The sequence below is a fragment of the Clostridium gasigenes genome, from assembly GCF_017348895.1.
Lineage (GTDB): Bacteria > Bacillota > Clostridia > Clostridiales > Clostridiaceae > Clostridium > Clostridium gasigenes.
Genome location: NZ_CP071376.1, coordinates 2,394,910 through 2,414,262, shown reverse-complemented (window position 1 = coordinate 2,414,262; position 19,353 = coordinate 2,394,910). Strand labels below are relative to the sequence as shown.

The 19,353-nt window shown below is 28.8% G+C and carries 18 protein-coding genes; 3 read left to right on the top strand and 15 right to left on the bottom strand.

Features of this window, described 5'->3' with window-relative positions:
* Positions 1-32 precede the first annotated feature (32 nt).
* Positions 33-1,508, bottom strand: coding sequence for a methyl-accepting chemotaxis protein (locus tag J1C67_RS11245; RefSeq protein WP_167866400.1), 1,476 nt, complete (start codon positions 1,506-1,508; stop codon positions 33-35).
* Between the two features lie 345 nt (positions 1,509-1,853).
* Here J1C67_RS11245 and J1C67_RS11240 point away from each other — a divergent pair, with 345 nt between their 5' ends.
* Together J1C67_RS11240 and J1C67_RS11235 are read left to right on the top strand one after the other, a co-directional pair.
* Entirely contained in the window at positions 1,854-2,897 is a 1,044-nt protein-coding gene (locus tag J1C67_RS11240; RefSeq protein WP_167866399.1) for an alpha/beta hydrolase, read from the top strand.
* A 16-nt stretch (positions 2,898-2,913) separates the two neighbouring features.
* Entirely contained in the window at positions 2,914-3,501 is a 588-nt protein-coding gene (locus J1C67_RS11235; protein ID WP_167866398.1) for a DNA-3-methyladenine glycosylase, read from the top strand.
* Positions 3,502-3,593: 92 nt separating this feature from the next.
* Here the strand turns inward: J1C67_RS11235 and J1C67_RS11230 are convergent, their stop codons facing one another.
* Positions 3,594-4,415: a nitroreductase family protein gene (locus J1C67_RS11230; RefSeq protein ID WP_167866397.1), complete on the bottom strand. Its 822-nt coding sequence runs from the start codon at positions 4,413-4,415 to the stop codon at positions 3,594-3,596.
* Between the two features lie 24 nt (positions 4,416-4,439).
* On the bottom strand, positions 4,440-5,246 hold the full coding sequence (locus J1C67_RS11225; protein WP_167866396.1) for a nitroreductase family protein: 807 nt from the start codon (positions 5,244-5,246) through the stop codon (positions 4,440-4,442).
* A 222-nt stretch (positions 5,247-5,468) separates the two neighbouring features.
* Here J1C67_RS11225 and J1C67_RS11220 point away from each other — a divergent pair, with 222 nt between their 5' ends.
* Entirely contained in the window at positions 5,469-6,356 is an 888-nt protein-coding gene (locus J1C67_RS11220) for a LysR substrate-binding domain-containing protein (RefSeq protein WP_089964691.1), read from the top strand.
* 28 nt (positions 6,357-6,384) lie between these two features.
* Here the strand turns inward: J1C67_RS11220 and J1C67_RS11215 are convergent, their stop codons facing one another.
* The 12 genes from J1C67_RS11215 to rfbG all read right to left on the bottom strand — a co-directional run bounded on the left by J1C67_RS11215 (position 6,385) and on the right by rfbG (position 19,182).
* The gene (locus tag J1C67_RS11215) at positions 6,385-7,134 is read right to left on the bottom strand and encodes a flavodoxin family protein (protein ID WP_167866395.1); all 750 of its coding nucleotides are present in this window, start codon (positions 7,132-7,134) and stop codon (positions 6,385-6,387) included.
* 95 nt (positions 7,135-7,229) lie between these two features.
* Positions 7,230-8,579: a B12-binding domain-containing radical SAM protein gene (locus J1C67_RS11210; protein WP_167866394.1), complete on the bottom strand. Its 1,350-nt coding sequence runs from the start codon at positions 8,577-8,579 to the stop codon at positions 7,230-7,232.
* A 58-nt stretch (positions 8,580-8,637) separates the two neighbouring features.
* Positions 8,638-9,672 (bottom strand): dTDP-glucose 4,6-dehydratase, encoded by a 1,035-nt coding sequence (rfbB, locus tag J1C67_RS11205; protein WP_167866393.1) that lies wholly within the window; start codon positions 9,670-9,672, stop codon positions 8,638-8,640.
* A 65-nt stretch (positions 9,673-9,737) separates the two neighbouring features.
* The gene (rfbD, locus tag J1C67_RS11200; protein ID WP_167866392.1) at positions 9,738-10,616 is read right to left on the bottom strand and encodes a dTDP-4-dehydrorhamnose reductase; all 879 of its coding nucleotides are present in this window, start codon (positions 10,614-10,616) and stop codon (positions 9,738-9,740) included.
* Positions 10,617-10,623: 7 nt separating this feature from the next.
* On the bottom strand, positions 10,624-11,193 hold the full coding sequence (rfbC, locus tag J1C67_RS11195; RefSeq protein WP_167866391.1) for a dTDP-4-dehydrorhamnose 3,5-epimerase: 570 nt from the start codon (positions 11,191-11,193) through the stop codon (positions 10,624-10,626).
* Between the two features lie 32 nt (positions 11,194-11,225).
* A complete protein-coding gene (gene rfbA, locus J1C67_RS11190) occupies positions 11,226-12,107 on the bottom strand; it encodes a glucose-1-phosphate thymidylyltransferase RfbA (protein ID WP_167866390.1) in 882 nt (293 codons plus the stop codon).
* 175 nt (positions 12,108-12,282) lie between these two features.
* A complete protein-coding gene (gene rfbF / locus J1C67_RS11185) occupies positions 12,283-13,065 on the bottom strand; it encodes a glucose-1-phosphate cytidylyltransferase (protein ID WP_167866389.1) in 783 nt (260 codons plus the stop codon).
* A gap of 4 nt (positions 13,066-13,069) precedes the next feature.
* On the bottom strand, positions 13,070-14,437 hold the full coding sequence (gene rfbH, locus J1C67_RS11180; RefSeq protein ID WP_167866388.1) for a lipopolysaccharide biosynthesis protein RfbH: 1,368 nt from the start codon (positions 14,435-14,437) through the stop codon (positions 13,070-13,072).
* 38 nt (positions 14,438-14,475) lie between these two features.
* Positions 14,476-15,279, bottom strand: a complete 804-nt coding sequence (locus tag J1C67_RS11175) for a DUF4422 domain-containing protein (protein ID WP_167866387.1) — start codon at positions 15,277-15,279, stop codon at positions 14,476-14,478.
* A gap of 72 nt (positions 15,280-15,351) precedes the next feature.
* A complete protein-coding gene (locus J1C67_RS11170; RefSeq protein WP_167866386.1) occupies positions 15,352-17,130 on the bottom strand; it encodes a thiamine pyrophosphate-binding protein in 1,779 nt (592 codons plus the stop codon).
* Positions 17,131-17,143: 13 nt separating this feature from the next.
* Positions 17,144-18,082 carry an NAD-dependent epimerase/dehydratase family protein gene (locus tag J1C67_RS11165; protein ID WP_167866385.1) on the bottom strand — a complete coding sequence of 313 codons (939 nt, stop codon included), beginning with the start codon at positions 18,080-18,082 and terminating at the stop codon, positions 17,144-17,146.
* Positions 18,079-19,182, bottom strand: coding sequence for a CDP-glucose 4,6-dehydratase (gene rfbG, locus J1C67_RS11160; protein WP_167866384.1), 1,104 nt, complete (start codon positions 19,180-19,182; stop codon positions 18,079-18,081). Before rfbG ends, J1C67_RS11165 begins: the two co-directional genes overlap by 4 nt.
* Positions 19,183-19,353 lie beyond the last annotated feature (171 nt).

Sequence of the window (19,353 nt, the reverse complement as noted above, 5' to 3'; positions counted from 1 at the left end):
CAAATCATTGTTATTTTTTTCTAATAGGTTTTTTACTTCATATATTTTAGCACTTCTACGCCTTCTTTAGAGTTATTTTTAATAATTTCAATAGTATCATTTATATGAGAAAATACCTCTCTTGATAATTTTTCTACGTCCAAATAAAAAGTGTTAGCCTTTTTAAAATCCTTATCTTCAATTGCTTCAACTACTTTTTTCCCCATACTGTGTAATCCCTCATGAGCCTTATCAATTTCATTCCAGGCTTCAACTATATCTGGATTATTTACGGTAATAGAGTGATAAAAATGACCAAAAGCACATCTTTTTGAATTGGTTTGAATTGGATAAGTTTTCTTTTCATCTACAATTCGTTTTAAATTTTTCATCCAATTACCATGAGCTTCTTTTGCCTTTGAAAGATTATTTATCAACTCCTGATTTGTTATTGCATTTACTCCACCATTTAAAGAAGATATCATATTCCTTGCAATATTACTAAGCTCTTCATCAATTTTTGATATTTGTTTAGCATTTCCAGCACTTTCAGTAGCATCAGAATGAATATTCTGTGTCATATAATTTAGTTTTTCCACATCCCTTGTTGATGCGTCCATAGCTTGGTTTATTTGTGTCGCTGCTTCCTTTATCTCACCCATTGATTCTGATATCTTATGTACATCTTCAATTGTACCCCTTAGCATAGATACATTTTCTTTCATAGTTCCAGATATAGTATCTAACTTTGAATTCATATTATTCGTAGATTTCATTGTATTATTCATACTTTCTTGTCCACCATTTGCTGCTTGATGTATGTTATTTACAAAAACCCTCATTTCATCCAAATTAATCTTAGTGTTATCTGCTAATTTTCTAATTTCATCAGCTACAACTGCAAACCCTTTTCCAAATTCTCCTGCACGTGCTGCTTCAATAGACGCATTAAGTGCTAGTAAATTTGTTTGTTCTGCTATTTCTTCCACTCCATTTACTATTTCATTTACTTTGACAGCCATGTCAACTAAATGCTTTATTTGCTCGCTCATTATAGTTGAATCTTTCATAACATTCTCTTTTAATATATTAACTTCATTTAATTGAAGCATACCCTCATCATTTTTCAAAACTAAAGCTTTAGAAGCGCTAGCTAGCTGATCCATTGTCTCAGATGTATTTCCTATCGTCTCATTTACTTGATTCATATTCGCAGTAATTTCTTCTACTATAGCCAAGTTAGATTCACTTAAACTTGACATATCTTTTGCAAAATTTATTAGCTTACCCGAAGAATGTGTCATTTTCACATCAAAATCGCTTAAAGAAGCTGTAATATTTACTAGTTGTTCAGACCCTATAGACATTTTCTTTTCACTTGCTAAAAGCTTGTCAAAATGTTTAAATAATGTTTTGTGAATAGGATAGTCTATTTGGGGATTCTCCACTATTTTTCCATTCATTCTATCTTCAACATTTTTAATTATACAAAGAGCTTCATTGCATGGTGCCTTCTTAAATAATTTCATAGTTATTTCTCCTTCTACCTTTTACTCATTCCATCTATTTACTAGAAATTTGTAATTTTTTATATTATTTTATACTATTATATCACTATCTCAATATACATCTCAAACTTTGTGCATATAGTAGACTTAGGAATCTTCAAAAAATAACATCATAAAGATGCTCTTTTAAATTCCCCTTAGTGTATCTAATAAAGCCAAATTATAATAATCAGTTTATACATATGATTAAACTGATTATTATAATTTATATGGGTATACTATTAATGAAATTATATTTTCCCATTAAAAACCCTAGTGAATATTTGCTAATAGGTTATCTTAATATAATGGTGGAGGTTTTATTAAATGCAAAAGAAAAAAGTATTTTGGATTTTTTCAATTGTTATCTTATTTGTTATGATATATAGTTCTTTTATGATTAAAAATTTAACTACAACAAGTTATGGTAAGCTTGATAAAGTTTTTGGTGTAGTTACAAAAATAAATAATTACTTTAGCCCTACTTCACTTAAAGAAAAATCAACATATGAAATACGTGAAGCCTTACATAAAAGTGCAACAAAATGGAGCCCTAAGCCTATATCCTTTTCCAATATAAAAAATATGGATATAAAAACCTCTTCAAATCAAGTACCAGTACGAATATATACGCCTGATAATGGCAATGATTTTCCTTTGATAATATATGCCCATGGAGGTAGTTGGATAAGTGGTACTATTGATGACTATGATCATATTTGCAGGAAACTTTCAAAAAATTCAAAGGCTATAGTAGTATCTGTAGATTATCGCCTTGCACCAGAAAATCCTTTTCCAGCTGGGCTTAATGACATGTATAATGTGCTTCAATGGGTTTATTTAAATGCTAAAAGTATTAACGGAGACTCAAATCTAATATCTATTGTAGGCGACAGTGCTGGCGCTAACCTTTCTGCTGTAGTTTCTCAAATGGCACGCGATAAATCTGGTCCTCATATAACTTCTCAGGTACTAATATATCCATCTACAAACATTTATGAGCTAAATACTGAATCTTGGTCTTATTTTGGTATGGATTATAATCTTACAAGGGAAAACTCTGAGAAATTTATCGACCTATATACTCCAATATTAGAAGATAGAAAAAGTGAATATGCCTCTCCTTTATTATCTGAAAATTTTAATGGGTTACCTGATACGCTTATAATTACAGCTGAATTTGATCCACTTAGGGATGAGGGTGAATCTTATGGAAATAAATTAAAGGAAGCAGGTGTGGATGTAATTTCTACTAGATATAAAGGTGTTACACATGGTTTTATTTCTATGGGTAACCTTACAAAAAAAGCAGATAAAGCATTAAATGAAATTTGCACATATCTACAAAAACAATTCAACAAAAAAATATAAAAGGAGAATATATTTAATGTTAGAGAAAGATTTTTATGTAAAAGGAGCATTAGATTTAGCAAAGGATTTGCTAGGTAAGGTATTAGTAAGAGAAATTGATGGTCGAATTTTAAAGGGAAGAATAATAGAAACAGAAGCCTATATAGCTGAAATTGACAAAGCTTGTCACGCCTACGGCAGAAGTGTTACAAAAAGAACTGACCCACTATATAAGGAGGGTGGCATTGCCTATGTATATTTTATTTATGGATTATATCATTGTTTTAATATAGTTTCTGGACAGGAGGGTAAAGCTGAAGCTGTTTTAATAAGAGCAGTTAAGCCATTAAATGAAATTGACTATATTAGTATTAGGAGATATGGAAAGGAAAATAATGAATTGACTAAATACCAAAAAAATAATTTAACTAATGGGCCTTCAAAATTATGCTTAGCATATGGTATTAATAAGGAAGATAATTATAAAGAAATACATGTAAAAGGTAATTTGTATATAATTGATGATCAATATAGGGATTTTGATATAATAGAGACCAAAAGGATAGGTATTGATTATGCAGAGGAAGCCAAAGATTTTCTATGGAGATTTTCTATTGATGTGTAAATTTAATACCCCTATATTTATTTGCAAACAAAAAGCTGCAACAAAATTTTATAATTTCATTGCAGTTTTTCACTAAACATATAATTGTTTTTTTATTTCCATAATATATTCGCATTTTTTCTTGGTACTGTTCTTGAATATTTTACACTTGGATATCCAATTACCATACATGTAACTATTTTTTTATTTTCATCTAATCCTAAATAATTCATAATACTTTTATTTCCTTGAGCCGCTTTTATAAAAAATCCACTAAAGAATGTTCCAAGACCTAGTGCATTAGTCATAAGTTCCATATTTGAAGAGGCTAACCCTGCATTAACTTCTGAATCTGAAACAACAAGAATTATAGCAGGTGCATTAAAGAATAATCCATCTCTTATAGTTGGATCTTTTTTATAACTTTCATACATATTCATCCAAATTTGTGCATACCTTTTATATACCATTGTTTCTGGTGTTAAATTAGCAAGTATTCCTTTTCCTGCTTCATTTAAGCTTTCAAGCCCCATAACCTTTAACTCTTCTATACCTTCTTTTACTACTACATAAGATACATTTTGACTATTAATTCCTGTTTGAGTAAATCTTCCTGCTTCTATAATTTTAGAAAGTTTTTCTATTTCTACTTGTTTATTTTTAAAATGTCTTACACTTCTTCTAAATTTAATTGAATTTAATAAGTTATCTGCATTTATATCAAAAGTTTCTTTATTATACTCTTTTACCTCATCCATATTATAATCATCTGTTGATACAGCGTCTTTAGGACAAATAGCTATACAATGACCACACTTAATGCAATTTATATTTTTAACTTTTGCTTTTCCATCTACAAGTTCTATATCTCTTACTGGGCAATCTTTAATACATAACTGACAAGCTATACATTTCTCTTTATTTACATTCATCATAATTTTGTCTCCCTCTTTTATAATTTAACCTATCCATGACATAACATATTTATATTCACTTTCTATTTTAGGATCTATAATTTTAAATTCTCCATTTAGATTTTGTTCTTCAGCCATTAAATGAAAATGGCAAAGTGCAATTCCTATATCTATTCTATTCATTTCTATTTTACCAGCTGTGTAAAAGTGAAATTTATTTCCTATCTTTAATATTCTCCAAGGCTGTTTGTTCATAGCTGATGGTGCAATTCTTACCATTTCTAGCACTTCACTATAACTTTCTGCATCTTTTTTTGAAAGTGAATTGTTAAAATTATTATTAAAGAAAACTTCTTCATAGCTTTTTCGTTTTTTATTCTTACTTCCCATCATTGATGCAAGTAATGATTTTTTACCACCTTCATATCCTAAAGGTGAAACTATTGAAATAGTTTCGTTTTCTTTTATATTCATAGCTTTTGCAAATGTACTTTTACTAAAGGTCCCCCCCATCCATACAGTTCCAAGCCCTAAAAATGTACAATATAAAACTACTTTTTCAAAAACATAACCAAGGGATTCTAAATCAAGTTCCCCCTTTTCTGAAGCAACTGCTAAAAAATAATTAGCCCCTTTTATTACTCCATATGTTCCAAGTTTTACGTCTTTATTACTATCATCCTTTTGTATTAATTTAATCCTTATGTTTCCATTAAAAGGATTTTTTGCTTCATTTATATACTTTTCTATTTTTCCTATTATCTCTTTTGATAAAAGTCTATTTTCATAGTTCCTTACTGAGTGTCTCTTTGTCATTACTTCTTTTATTTCTTTATTAAATATATTACTCATAATTTGAGTCTCCCCCTTTTGACATATCCATAAATAAAATTTATAATTACTAAATATATTAAGTGGATTATCAAATATTATATTGTGATTATATCACCTATAAACTTACTACGTCTAATTCACTTTTTTCATATAACTATAACTTTTAGTTATAGTTATATGAAATACTATTTTTTAGATTTCTATCAAATAATATACCTGAATTATCCAAGGAGGATTAAAATGAATTTACAACAATTAGAGTACCTTAAAATAATAGCTGAAACTGAGAATTTTACAACTGCTTCAAAATTATTATCTGTAACTCAACCAGCTTTAAGCAAATCAATATCAAAATTAGAAAATGAATTAAATGTACCTTTATTTGAAAAGAGTGGTCGAAACATTAAACTTACTCGGTTTGGCAAAATATTTTTAACTCATAGTAATTTAGCTTTAACTGAAATAGAACAAGGAGTAAAGGAACTTCAAGATATAATCAATCCAGTAACTGGAACAATCTCTATTTCTTCTACATCTAGCATTGGAACATATTTTATGCCTTTTATAATTAGTGATTTTTTAAATAAAAGTCCTAATAGTAACTTTAAATTTAATCATCAATCTGTCCCAGGAATATTAAAAGATTTAAAAAGTGGAAAAATAGATTTAGGATTTTATGATTATGTAGATAGTATTGATTCTCACACTGACATTGAATCAATTCCTATAAAAAGAGAAGAATATGTTTTAATAGTTCCTAAAAATCATATTCTTTCAACTAGAACTGAGATTTCTTTAAAAGAATTAAAAGATGAATCATTTGTTGCATTTTGCGAGTCAAGTAAAGACAATATGCTTTCATACTCTGAGTACTTAGGTTATATTCCTAAAATCTCTATACAACCTAGTGAATCTAGCATGCTCGAAGGTTTAGTCGCTGCTGGTGCTGGTATTTCACTAGTTCCAAACACTCCAGTTATTAATACAAATACTCTATCCATTATAAAAATTAAAGAAAAGATTAAAGATAGAGTTATTTATATGGGTTACCTTAAGGATTCCTATATGTCTCCAATTTCAAAAGTATTTAAAGATTATGTGGTTTCCTCAACTACCTATTTAAAATAAGTAATACACTAATTTTCACTTTAGCGTATTAATTATGTTTTTTCATCATTTTATATATAAAATTTCCTATTACATTTTTTAATATACCTATTTCTACTTTTGGAGAAAATGGATATTTATTTAACTCTGTCTCATTCCAATAATCATAGTCTGCGCTTCCAAATTTATTTTTTTCATTAGCCATACCTCTCCATAGGTTAAACATTGCTACTGATTTTATACTTGGCTTATGCAGTTTCTTTGAGTTTAAATCATTCATAAAGTTTTTAGCAGCTTTATGAATTTTCTCATTATTTTTATTATTTAGTTCTAATCCTCTATATGCAATTGGTAAGGTATTAACATAATTAAATCCCCAGTAATGAAGTACTTTCTTTATATAATTAGCTGCATCCATATGTCCAGCACCTGCAGTTGTAGTTATAACTAATGCTTTCTTAGTAAAAAATCTTGGTCTATGGAAATTATATGACATATGATCTATGAAATCTTTTAATAAACCTGTAACTTGAAGTGAATAAACAGGAGATGTAATAATTAATGCATCTGCTTTTTCAAGTTTAGTAGTAATATTACTTATAATATCTTTATGAGGACATTTATTTTCACCTTTCATAATACAATTAAAACATCCAACACAACTTGGAATCCCTTGTTTCCTTAGCTCAATATCAATAAATTCAACATCACCATTTTTCTTCATTTCTTCTTTTACTAAATTTAATACCTCCCATGTATTTCCCCTTCTTGGGCTGCCATGAATAACTAGACACTTCATAAATATCCCCCCTCAATACTTTGAAATTTATCTCCCTTATAAATATATTATAATTATTTCAAAAATATATTGAAATAATTACCTTTAAATACCTACTATTTTAAAGTTTTTACTAACATACCCCTAGCCTTAAATAACTTTTCATTTTTAATTAAAAAATTCCATACTGGCTCAAACTTTTTCCAAGCCCCTGCATAAGTTAAATGTTTCAATTTCATGCCTAACTCTTCATGGTTTCCTGAACATTTAACTATATTTCCCCACTTATAAAAATTTTCATAAGCTCTATTATATCCAGCTTCCATTTCTTCTTTTGATATATTTGGATGTTTAAATACAAGGTGCCTTGTATCATATAATGTCCAATCATCTGTTAATATTCTATTATCTTTTTTCATTTGTTCATATATAACAGTTCCTGGATAAGGTGTTAGAATATGATTTGTAGCAGTAGCAATCCCACTATTTATTGCCCATTCAGTAGTTCTATCAAATACATCCTTGGTATCATTATCTAATCCAAAAATAAAGCTACCATTAATCATAATTCCTAATTCATCCAACCTCTTAATAGCTTTACTATAGTCTTGTCCTAAATTAGAACGTTTATTAGCATTTACTAAACTCATTTCATTTATGCTTTCAAATCCTATAAATGCACTCCTAAATCCTGCCTCGTAAGCTAGCTCTATAGTTTCATTATCAAAAACTGAATCTATTGTTATAGCACCTTGAAATACTTTTTTCATACCTCTCATTTCTCTAAATATTTCTTTAGAAAGTTTTTTGTCTGCAAATAAATTATCATCCAAAAAATATAGATGCTTTCCAGGCATACTTTCTATCTCCTCTAAAATTCTATCAATCTTATATGCATAAAAAGATTTTCCATTCTTATAAAAAGAGTTTACATAACAAAAAGAGCACTTATTAGGGCACCCTCTTGAAAACACCATAGAATTTGGTACAAGATACTTATCTTTCTTAAATAAATCTCTTCGTGGTAGCGGTAACCCATCTAAAGATACCTCTCCTTGTTCATATACTTCTAAAGCTTTCCCTGCTCTTAAATCTGAAAGAAACTTAGGAAAACTAGCTTCACCCAATCCAAGTAAAACTGCATCTGCATGTTTTTTTGCTTCTGATTGCATAGATGTTGCATGTATTCCTCCAATTGCTACCTTTATACCTCTCTTTCTATAACTGTCAGCTATTTCATAAGCTCTATGTGCATTTGTAATATAACTTTCAATACAAACCAAGTCAGGTTCATCATCTAAATTTATCTTCTCAACATGTTCATCAACTATCTCTATCTCATCTGATTCTGAACATAACGAGGCTAGAGTTGCTAAACCCAATGGTGGAAAAAGCGAATATTTTATAGGTCTCCAATAAGGACTTTTTGATTCCTCTAATGCAGGTAAAATAAACTTTATTTTCATAACCTAGCCCCCTATTTTTCTATATTAACTATAATTTTACACTTTATTCAAATAAATATCAATTAACATTTACATAGGGATGATTCATTATACTATTCATCCACTCTTTATTATCTAAATACCACTTTATAGTTTTTACTATACCAACTTCAAATGTAGTTTCTGGGTACCATCCAAGTTCTTCTTTAATCTTACTTGGATCTATTCCATATCTTATATCATGACCTTTTCTATCTTCAACGTATTTCTTTAAGTTTTCTGTTATTTGTTTATCTACATTTTTATTTAAATAGCTTATAACCGTATCAACTATTTGAATATTAGTTTTTTCATTATGACCACCAATATTATAAACTTCCCCAATCCTTCCCTTGTTTATAACCATATCTATTGCCTTAACATGATCTCCAACAAATAACCAATCTCTTATATTCATTCCATCCCCATATATAGGTAAATATTTATGTTCTAAACAATTATTTATTAATAGAGGTATTAATTTTTCAGGAAATTGAAATGGACCATAGTTGTTTGAACATCTTGTAATATTAACTGGCATTTTAAATGTATCAGCATATGCCTTAACCATTAAATCTGATCCAGCTTTGCTTGCTGAATATGGGCTATGAGGATTTAGTGGTGTTGTTTCCACAAAGAATCCAGTTTCCCCTAGTGATCCATAAACTTCATCAGTTGAAACATGAAGAAATTTAACACCTTCTTTCCACCCCTCTGTTGTCTCCCAAGAATCTTTTGCACAGTTTAATAAGTTAACTGTTCCCATAACATTTGTTTTTGCAAATATTTCGGGTTCCTTTATACTTCTATCAACATGTGATTCTGCTGCAAAATTAGCTACGTAATCTATTTTATATTTTTCAAATATGCTCTTTACTAATTCTCTATCACAGATATCCCCTTTAATAAATACATATCTTTCATCATTTTCAATTAACTTTAAGTTCTCTAAATTACCTGCATAAGTTAACTTATCTAAATTTACTATTTTTATATTTTTATATTTATTTAACATATACAATACAAAATTTGACCCTATAAATCCTGCTCCACCGGTTACTAAGTAAGTTTTCACTAATCATATCCCCTTTTATACTTAATGTTTTTTCTACTTAATATTTTTTCTACTTAATATTTTTTCTACTTAATATTTTTTATAAAACTTGTTAATGCTTCTTTCCAACCTCTCATTTCATCACCAACAGTACATCTTAGCATCATGTTATCAAGAGATGAATATTCTGGTCTTTTTGCCACTGTTTTAAATTCTTCTGAAGAACACGGATTAACAACACAAGTTCTTTCTGATAACTCCATTATAAGTTTTGCAAAATCATACCAACTACATTCACCAGCACCTGTACAATGATACACTCCATATTCTTCTGTTTCTATTAACTTAAGAATATGATATGCCAAATCATTTGCATTAGTTGGGTTTCCTCTTTGATCATCTACTACATCTATTGACTCCTTTGTTTTCCCTAAGCTCATCATTGTATAAACAAAATTTTTCCCAACATATCCATATAACCAAGCTGTTCTAACTATAAAGTACTTTGTAGAAAACTCTCTAACATAATCTTCTCCCATCAACTTAGTTTTTCCATAAACACTATATGGATTTGTTAAATCAAATTCTGCTCGAGGGTTACTTCCTACTCCACTAAATACATAATCAGTTGAAACTTGCAGTAATTTAGAACCCACTTCTTGGCAAACTATTGCTAAGTTTCTTGGGCCAATTGAATTTATTTTAAAAGCTAAATCTTGGTTACTTTCGCATCCATCTACATTAGTAGCTGCAGCGCAGTTAATTATAACATCGGGTTTTTCTCTGTATATAACTTCCTTAACTTGTTCTAAATTTGTTATATCTAAATCTTCAATATCTAATGCAACAACTTGCGAATTCTTTATTTCTTCACTTATAACTCCAATTTCAGCTTTCCCATTTTTTATTATGCTTTGAATTTCATTTCCTAATTGCCCCTTTGAACCTGTTATTAATATTTTCATAATAACCCTACCCTTTCTTTATAAATGGTACATCTAATTCTTTTAAGGTCTTTTGAACTTTATCTTTTTCTGATAATAATATTTCATCTATTCCATCTAAGGGCCACTGTATATTAACATCTTTATCTTTCCATAAAAGACCACTATCATATTCTGGTGAATAGAAATCTGTACACTTATAATTAAATATAGCCACCTCTGAAACTACTAAAAATCCATGAGCAAACCCTTCTGGAACATAAAATTGCTTCTTATTTTCAGCAGTAAGAAGTACACCTTCCCACTGCCCATAAGTAGGTGATCCTTTTCTTAAATCAACTGCAACATCATATACTTCCCCTTGAGTTGCTCTAACTAGTTTTCCTTGGGTGTTCTTAGTTTGAAAATGCATTCCTCTTAAAACACCTTTTTTAGATTTTGATTCATTATCTTGAACAAACTCCATAGTAAGTCCCGCCTCATAAAAAGCCTTTTTATTATAACTTTCTATAAAGTATCCTCTTTCATCTCCAAAAACTTTAGGTTCTATTATATATAAATCTTTTATTTTAGTTTCTATAAAATTAAAATTACTCAAATTAATACAACTCCTTGTACAATTGGAAAATATTACACCCCTGGGGTGTTCTCTTTAACTATCTCAATTAAATATTGCCCATAGCCAGTCTTCATTAATGGTTTAGCTAAATTCTTTAATTCAGCTGCATTTATCCAACCTTGTCTAAAAGCAATTTCTTCTAAACAAGATATATATGTTCCTTGAGTATTTTGAATTGCTTCTACAAAATTTGATGCTTGTAACATCGATTCATGTGTTCCTGTATCAAGCCAAGCCATTCCTCGACCTAAAACATTTACTCTTAATGTACCCTCGTCCATATACACTTTGTTTAAATCAGTTATTTCTAATTCACCTCTATTAGAAGGTTTTAAAGCTTTTGACTTTTCTACAACTGAGTTGTCATAAAAATAAAGCCCTGGTACTGCATATTTTGATTTAGGATATTCTGGTTTTTCTTCTAATGAAATCACCTTTCCATTACCATCAAATTCTACAACTCCAAAGTCTTTTGGATCTTGCACATAATATCCAAATATTATTGCTCCACTTTTTAAACTCGCTGCTTCTTTTAAATGACTAGAGAAGTTTTGTCCATAGAAAATATTATCTCCAAGTATCATAGCTACATTATCATCACCAATAAATTCTTCACCTATTATAAATGCTTCTGCTAGCCCATTTGGAGCTTCTTGAACTGCATATTCAACATTTATTCCAAGCTTTGAGCTATCTTTAAATAACTCCTTAAAACTAATAATATCTCTAACTGTTGATATTATTAATATATCCGTAATACCAGCTAACATTAAAACTGACATTGGATAGTAAATCATAGGTTTATCATATATTGGTACCATTTGTTTTGACATTGCCTTTGTTACTGGGTATAATCTAGTACCTGATCCCCCTGCCAAAATAATTCCTTTCATAATCTGCCCCCATTCTTTAATACTCCTTATTTTAATGAATCTTCAAAAAAGATATTCTTAATTACCACACACTTTAATTAATCCACTCTCCTTTTATTACAAACTAATTTTATGCACTTGAAAAAAATAATAGACTATCAAATTGGTCTATTATTTTTTTGAAAGTGCCTTTATATTATTCCCATAACTTCCAAGGAGCATTTTTATTGAACCATAATTCTTCTAAATACTCTTTTTCCTTCAGGGTATCCATAGGTTGCCAAAAGCCTGTATGCTTATATACACCTAGTTCATTCTCTTTAGCTAAAGTTTTTAATGGATACTGTTCTAATACTGTTGAGTCTTCCTCTAAATAATCAAATATTTTTTTATTAGCTATAAAGAATCCACCACTTATCCAACTATCTTCTGCTGATACCTTTTCTTTAAATTCTTTTACTAAATTATTTTCCACTTTCATTACTCCAAACCTTCCAACAGGTGTTATTGCTGTAACTGTTACTATTTTCCCAAAAGATTTATGAGCTTTTATTAATTCATTTATATTAACATTTGCTACTCCGTCTCCATAGGTAATCATAAATTCTTCATCCTCACCTATATAATCTTTTATTCTTTTTATTCTTCCACCTGTCATTGTATTTAAGCCTGTATCAACTACAGTAACATTCCAAGGATTACTTTTATTATTATTTTCATGAATTTCCATATTAAATTTATTAACATAATTAAAGGTTACATCATTTTCATACATCTGTAATTTATAAAAATAATCTTTTATTAAATTACTTTTATAGCCTGCACATATAATAAAATCATTGAAACCATAGTGAGAATATATTTTCATTATATGCCACAATATTGGCTTTTCTCCAATCTCTATTAATGGCTTTGGTTTCAAGTAAGATTCTTCACTTATTCTAGTTCCAAACCCACCTGCTAAAATTACAACCTTCATAATGCTATCCTCCAATTATATTATTTTTGATTGTATTCTTTATAATATATTCCTCAATGGAGGATGCCATATAAGTTATCATAGAATCAGTCATTCCCGGATAAACACCTACCCAAAATGAATTAGTAGTAATTAAATCTGTATTTTTAAGATTTCCTATAATTCTATATGAATCTTTATTATTTTTAAATTCTTCAAACATTGGTTGCCTTGTAATATTTCCTGCAAATAGTAATCTAGTTTGGATTCCTTTAGCTTCTAAATATTGAAGTAAATCTGTTCTATTTATTGAAGGATCTTTAATTGTCATTAAAAATCCAAACCAACTAGGCTTAGAATTTTTCTCAGCTTCAGGCAAAATTAAATATTCACTTAAATGCTCTAATTTTCCTTTTAAGGATTCCCAATTTTCTATTCTTCTTTCTATAAATTTAGGTAGCTTTTTAAGTTGGGCACAACCTATAGCCGCTTGCATATCTGTAACCTTTAAGTTATATCCTAAATGTGAATATATATATTTATGATCATAACCAAGAGGCATATCCCCATATTTTATTGCAAACCTTTTATTGCAAGTATTGTCGCAGCCTGATTTACAAAAACAATCTCTTCCCCAATCTCTAAAAGATTCTATAATCCTATTTAAAATAGGATTATTTGTATATACAGCTCCCCCTTCTCCCATAGTTATATGATGAGGCGGATAAAAGCTTGAAGTTCCTATATCTCCAATTGTTCCTGTGAATTTCAATTCTCCATTGATCTCATATTGTGAACCAAGCCCATCACAATTATCTTCTATTAACCATAAATTATTTTTATCGCAAAATTCTTTAACCTTTTCTAAATTAAATGGATTACCTAAAGTATGTGCTATCATAACAGCTTTTGTCTTTTCAGATAAAGCCTCATCTAACAAATTAACATCAATATTATAAGTTGGCACAGTTATATCTACAAATACTGGTACTGCCCCATATTGCAATATTGGAGTTATAGTAGTTGGAAATCCTGCTGCTACAGTTATAACCTCATCACCTTTTTTTATTCTTCTTTCTTTTAACATAGGAGATGTTAAAGTCATAAAGGCAAGAAGATTTGCAGATGATCCTGAATTAGTTAATGAACAATATTTCACTCCTAATAATTTTGCAAATTCTTTTTCGAATTTTTCACTAAACCTACCCGTAGTAAGCCAAAAATCTAAAGTTGCTTCAGTAAGATTTATCATTTCATCTTCATCAAAATATCTACCCGAATAGTTTATTTTAGCACCCTCTACCCAAGGTTCTTTATTTTTAAAAACTTCGTTATAATATTCTTTAACATCCTCTAATACTTTTAACCTTAATATTTTTTCTTTGTCTGACAATTATGCTCCTCCTTTTAAACTTGATAATTATATATTTTTTAATTACCTGCCTCTGGTATATGTGCCGAATCCCCTATCCAAAAATCTATTCCATTCGAATTATTTTCTCGTAAATATACTGGTTGCTTTACTTTTATTTTCACATTCTCAGTTCTTTGTTTATTAACTAAAAATATATTAAATAAGCGTTCACCTAAATATGCAAAATCCTTAACCGTATAATCAATATTTAATCTATTTTTAAGTTCATCAAAAATATCCATTACCCAAGTCATATAACTATCAAACAAATCCCCTCTCATAATAAATAAATTAACATAATATATTTCAGTACTGAAAAGAGCAGTAAAACAATCTCCTATATAACTTGAATATTTTTCTTTAATAATCTCTAAAGCTTCATTCAAATATTCATTTTTATGCCAAAGCTTATATTGATTCCACATATTTCCCATTCCAAGCATCCTAAAACTTAAAGATGTAGGAAGCACTATATCACAATCAGTTAGGAGGTTTTCTAATTCCTCTTCATTCCAGCCATATTTATCAATTACCTCATCAATATTATTAGTACCAGTTACATTATCTTTAAATGATATATATCTTCTATATTGAAAGAACCCTACATACTTTGGTATTTCTCTATTTTTCCATACCCAATAATAGGTTGAAAACTCAGCATATAAAGAATTTTCACTAGCAATATTATCTTCTTCATCCGAACATAATATATTATAATCATTTGGAACAATTTCTCGTTTTGTAAATATTGGTGTAAACAGTTCAGATTCTATCATTTTATAAGGTTTATGACTAATAACATATATATCTATTAAATTCATAGTTCTCTCCCCCATTTTTTTGAACTTTCTTACCTAAATATTATATTTATAAGGAAACTAAAAAATTAATTTTTAGTTTTTTTCAAAAGGTTCTATTATCATATTTTTATAAAATTCATTTCTATCAACTAATGGCGATTGGTCCTCAATTGGATTTCCCATTTCTAGTTTAGGAATTACATAGGTAATATTACTTAAATCTATTTCAATAAAATGACTTTTATCATCATTGATAAGTTTCTCAATATTATTAATTTGATTAATGGAATTTATTCTATGAGAATCAATTCCATATGCGCTACATACCTTTATAAAATCTGGTGCCGAATATCCATCTATTGTTCCATAGTAATTTGAATTAAAATATAACTCTTGAAAGTGACGTATCATTCCTAAAGAATGATTGTTCATAAGAATAATTTTCACAGGTATTTTATCTCTCACTACAGCTTGTAACTCTTGGATATTCATTTGAAATCCACCATCACCCACTATTGCTACTATTTTTGAATTTTTTCTGCAATACCAAGCTCCAATAGCTGCCGGCAGTGCAAATCCCATTGCCGCCATTCCCCCTCCAGTTAATACTCTTTGTTTGTTTTTTATAACCATAGATTGTGCAGCCCATATTTGATTTTGGCCTACATCCAAACAAAAGATAGTGTTTTTATTGCAAAGTTTATTAATTAAATACATAACCTCATTTGGATCTAATTTTCCCTTTTCTTTTTGAGTTGGATAAGTTGGGTATTGATCTTTATATGAGTCTATTTTATCCATCCATGAGCTAAAATTTAATTTCAATTCCTTTATTTTTATTTTATCAATTAACTTTTTTATAAATACTTTTAGATCACATTTAATACTAATATCTTCTTTTACTTTTAGATTAAGTTCATTACTATCAATATCAACATGAATTATCTTTGCCTCTCTTGAAAACATTTTAGGACTCGGACTTGTTTGCCTTGATGTTAACCTAGAACCAAGCACAATTAATAAATCGCAGTTCGCTACTGCTAAATTAGAATATCTTAGCCCGTAAGTTCCCATGTATCCAACAAATTTCTTATTTTCATTATCTACCGAATCTAATCCCATAAGAGTTGTAACTGTTGGAATTCCAGTTATATCTATTAATTCTTTTAATTCATTTATAGATTTTGAAAGTCTTATTCCTCCTCCAGCTAAAATTACAGGTCTTGTTGATAAGTTGAGTAATTCGATTACCTCATTTAAAGTCTCTTCATTTAAACTTTCTTCATCATTTACATTTTCAATTAATTTAATATATTCATCTGAATCATAAAATCCTTTTAATTTATAAATATCTATATCTGCTCTTTGAATATTCATTGGAACATCAATAAGAACTGGCCCGCTCCTTTGGTTTTTTGCTAAGAAAAAAGCCTTTTCTAAATGATATTTTATATCCTCTGCTTTAGTTACCATAACTGAATATTTTGTTATAGAATTTACTATTTTAATAATATCTGTTTCTTGAAAACCCTCTTGCCGTATATTATCACGTCTTCTGAATTCATAGGTGTTTACTTGACCTGTTATAAATACACAAGGAATTGAATCAAAAAAGCAACTTCCTATGCCTGTAATTAAATTAGTAGCTCCAGGCCCACTAGTAGCAATACAAACCCCAATATTTTCACTTGTTCTTGAATAAGATTCTGCGGCAAAAGCTGCCCCTTGTTCGTTATATAATGAAACAAAACTTATTCCTTCTGCTTTATATATGGAATCCACTAAATGTGTAATGGCTCCACCTTGATATCCAAAAATAGTATCTATATTAAATTCTTTAATAAACTCTACTATATAATCTGATACCTTCATAAACACCTCCATATTATTTATATAAAATCAGATTTTCCTTAAACCATTTAACTGTTTTTATTAAACCTTCATCAATATCTACTTTTGGTTTCCAAGAAACTTCTGCTTGAATCTTACTTATATCACCAACCCAGGATTTTGGTTCATATTGTCTTCCTAAATCATTTCCCCAATACAATTTACTTTTACTTTTAGTTAGATATACTATTTTATTAACAATTTCTTCTACCGCATATTCTCTTCCACTTCCAATATTATATATTTCACCATATTTATTATTAATTTTTGAAGATATTAAATAACTATCAATAACATCATCTATAAATATAAAATCTCTTTTAGAGTTTTTGCTTCCTAAATATATATCTTCATTTTTAAAACAGGACTTTATTACTGTTGGAATTAATCTACTAGTAGAATCGAAATGTCCATATGGTGAAAATAGTCTATAGGTAATTAAGGGTATATCATTTGATTTTGCGTAGGTATTACATAGAATGGTTGACGCAACCTTAGTTGCACCATACATATTATTAGGATTAAGCAACATATCCTCTTTCATAGCCTCATTTTTCTCACCATATTCTGAGGAACTACTTGTATTTATAAACATTTCTATTCCGCTGTCCTTACAATATTTAAATAAATTCCAAGTTCCAATTAAATTAGTATTAATTATATTATTAATATCCATCTGAAAGTTATATCCTCCATAGGTTGCTAAGTGATATATTATATTGAAGGAATTTTTTTCAAATAACTCTTTTATTTCATTTTCATCATTTAAATCAACATAGTGGACTTTAATAAATTTAATAATATCTTTTAGTCTCCAATTATCTGATTTTTTTCTAACTATTATATGAACTTCTTCATTATTATCTATTAATTTCCTAACTAAACAGGATCCAACAAAACCTGTTGCACCAGTAACTAAATATTTTTTACTCATATCTCCTCACCTATTATCTTCATATAATATTGAATTTGCTCACTACACAAAGTGAATACATCTTCACTTTTATATCTCTTATACCAATCAATAGTTAGATTCAACGTTTCATCTATATCAAGTTTGCCTTGCCAGTTTAACTTTAACCTTGACTTAGTAGTATCTAAAAATAATAAATTTGCTTCATGAAGTTCATTATTCTTTTCTATTTCTATCATATCTTTCATCCCATATAGATAAACTAATTTTTCAGTTAAGGATTTTACATCTATAACTGAATTTATATTTGGTCCAAAGTTCCACCCTTCGCAATAATCAAGTGGGTTTTCATACATCTTTTTAGCTAATACCATATATCCAAAAAGTGGTTCAAGTACATGTTGCCAAGGACGTGTGCTTTTTGGATTTCTTATTTTTATCTTTTTATTTTCCTCTAAAGCTCTTATTGAGTCTGGAACAATTCTATCTTTTGCAAAATCTCCACCACCAATAACATTCCCAGCTCTTGCAGATGCAATAGATTTTTTATGATTTGTATATTGACTAGGATTAAAAAATGAATTTCTCCAAGAGCTTATTAATATTTCGCAGCAAGCTTTAGAAGAACTATAAGGATCATATCCACCTAGTGCATCATTTTCCCTATATCCCCACATAATTTCTTTATTTTCGTAACACTTATCAGTAGTAATTAATACAGCCGTTATTGGATTTTCACTACTTCTTATACACTCTAAAACATTCATAGTTCCATTTACATTTACTTCATAGGTATAGGAAGGATTTTTATAAGATTCTCTAACTAAAGCTTGCGCTGCTAAATGAAATACTATTTCAGGATTATATTTGTTAAATACATCCTTAAGCTTAGTTAAATCTCTTATATCCCCTCTAGTATCAATCACCTTGTCGGATAATTTAGCTTTTTCAAAAATACTAAGTGGATTTGATTCTTCTAAGGAAAATCCTATAACTTTAGCTCCGAGTAAAGTAAGCCAAATACTAAGCCAGGATCCCTTGAATCCTGTATGTCCTGTTATTAATACTGTTTTTCCATACCAAAAATTTTTATCTTTAATTATATTAGATGTAACTGACATTTCGTTAATTTCATTTCCCTCCTTAAGGATATAAAAGAAAATAACAAATCAAAAAAGACAAGAATCTGACTAATTATTTTTTAAAGATCCCTTATATATTTTTTACTAATAAGTACGTATATATAGAATAATATTTACTATATCTATAGTATGTATATAGCCTTATTTGGT

Excerpts from the sequence above, each read along its gene's own strand:
- J1C67_RS11235 (WP_167866398.1), top strand. The coding sequence starts at position 2,914 with ATGTTAGAGAAAGATTTTTATGTAAAAGGAGCATTAGATTTAGCAAAG.
- J1C67_RS11225 (WP_167866396.1), bottom strand. The coding sequence starts at position 5,246 with ATGAGTAATATATTTAATAAAGAAATAAAAGAAGTAATGACAAAGAGA.
- J1C67_RS11245 (WP_167866400.1), bottom strand. The coding sequence starts at position 1,508 with ATGAAATTATTTAAGAAGGCACCATGCAATGAAGCTCTTTGTATAATT.
- J1C67_RS11215 (WP_167866395.1), bottom strand. The coding sequence starts at position 7,134 with ATGAAGTGTCTAGTTATTCATGGCAGCCCAAGAAGGGGAAATACATGG.
- J1C67_RS11240 (WP_167866399.1), top strand. The coding sequence starts at position 1,854 with ATGCAAAAGAAAAAAGTATTTTGGATTTTTTCAATTGTTATCTTATTT.
- rfbA (WP_167866390.1), bottom strand. The coding sequence starts at position 12,107 with ATGAAAGGAATTATTTTGGCAGGGGGATCAGGTACTAGATTATACCCA.
- rfbF (WP_167866389.1), bottom strand. The coding sequence starts at position 13,065 with ATGAAGGTTGTAATTTTAGCAGGTGGGTTTGGAACTAGAATAAGTGAA.
- J1C67_RS11170 (WP_167866386.1), bottom strand. The coding sequence starts at position 17,130 with ATGAAGGTATCAGATTATATAGTAGAGTTTATTAAAGAATTTAATATA.
- rfbD (WP_167866392.1), bottom strand. The coding sequence starts at position 10,616 with ATGAAAATATTAATAACAGGTTCAAAGGGGCAATTAGGAAATGAAATT.
- J1C67_RS11220 (WP_089964691.1), top strand. The coding sequence starts at position 5,469 with ATGAATTTACAACAATTAGAGTACCTTAAAATAATAGCTGAAACTGAG.
- J1C67_RS11165 (WP_167866385.1), bottom strand. The coding sequence starts at position 18,082 with ATGAGTAAAAAATATTTAGTTACTGGTGCAACAGGTTTTGTTGGATCC.
- J1C67_RS11230 (WP_167866397.1), bottom strand. The coding sequence starts at position 4,415 with ATGATGAATGTAAATAAAGAGAAATGTATAGCTTGTCAGTTATGTATT.
- rfbG (WP_167866384.1), bottom strand. The coding sequence starts at position 19,182 with ATGTCAGTTACATCTAATATAATTAAAGATAAAAATTTTTGGTATGGA.
- J1C67_RS11175 (WP_167866387.1), bottom strand. The coding sequence starts at position 15,279 with ATGAATTTAATAGATATATATGTTATTAGTCATAAACCTTATAAAATG.
- J1C67_RS11210 (WP_167866394.1), bottom strand. The coding sequence starts at position 8,579 with ATGAAAATAAAGTTTATTTTACCTGCATTAGAGGAATCAAAAAGTCCT.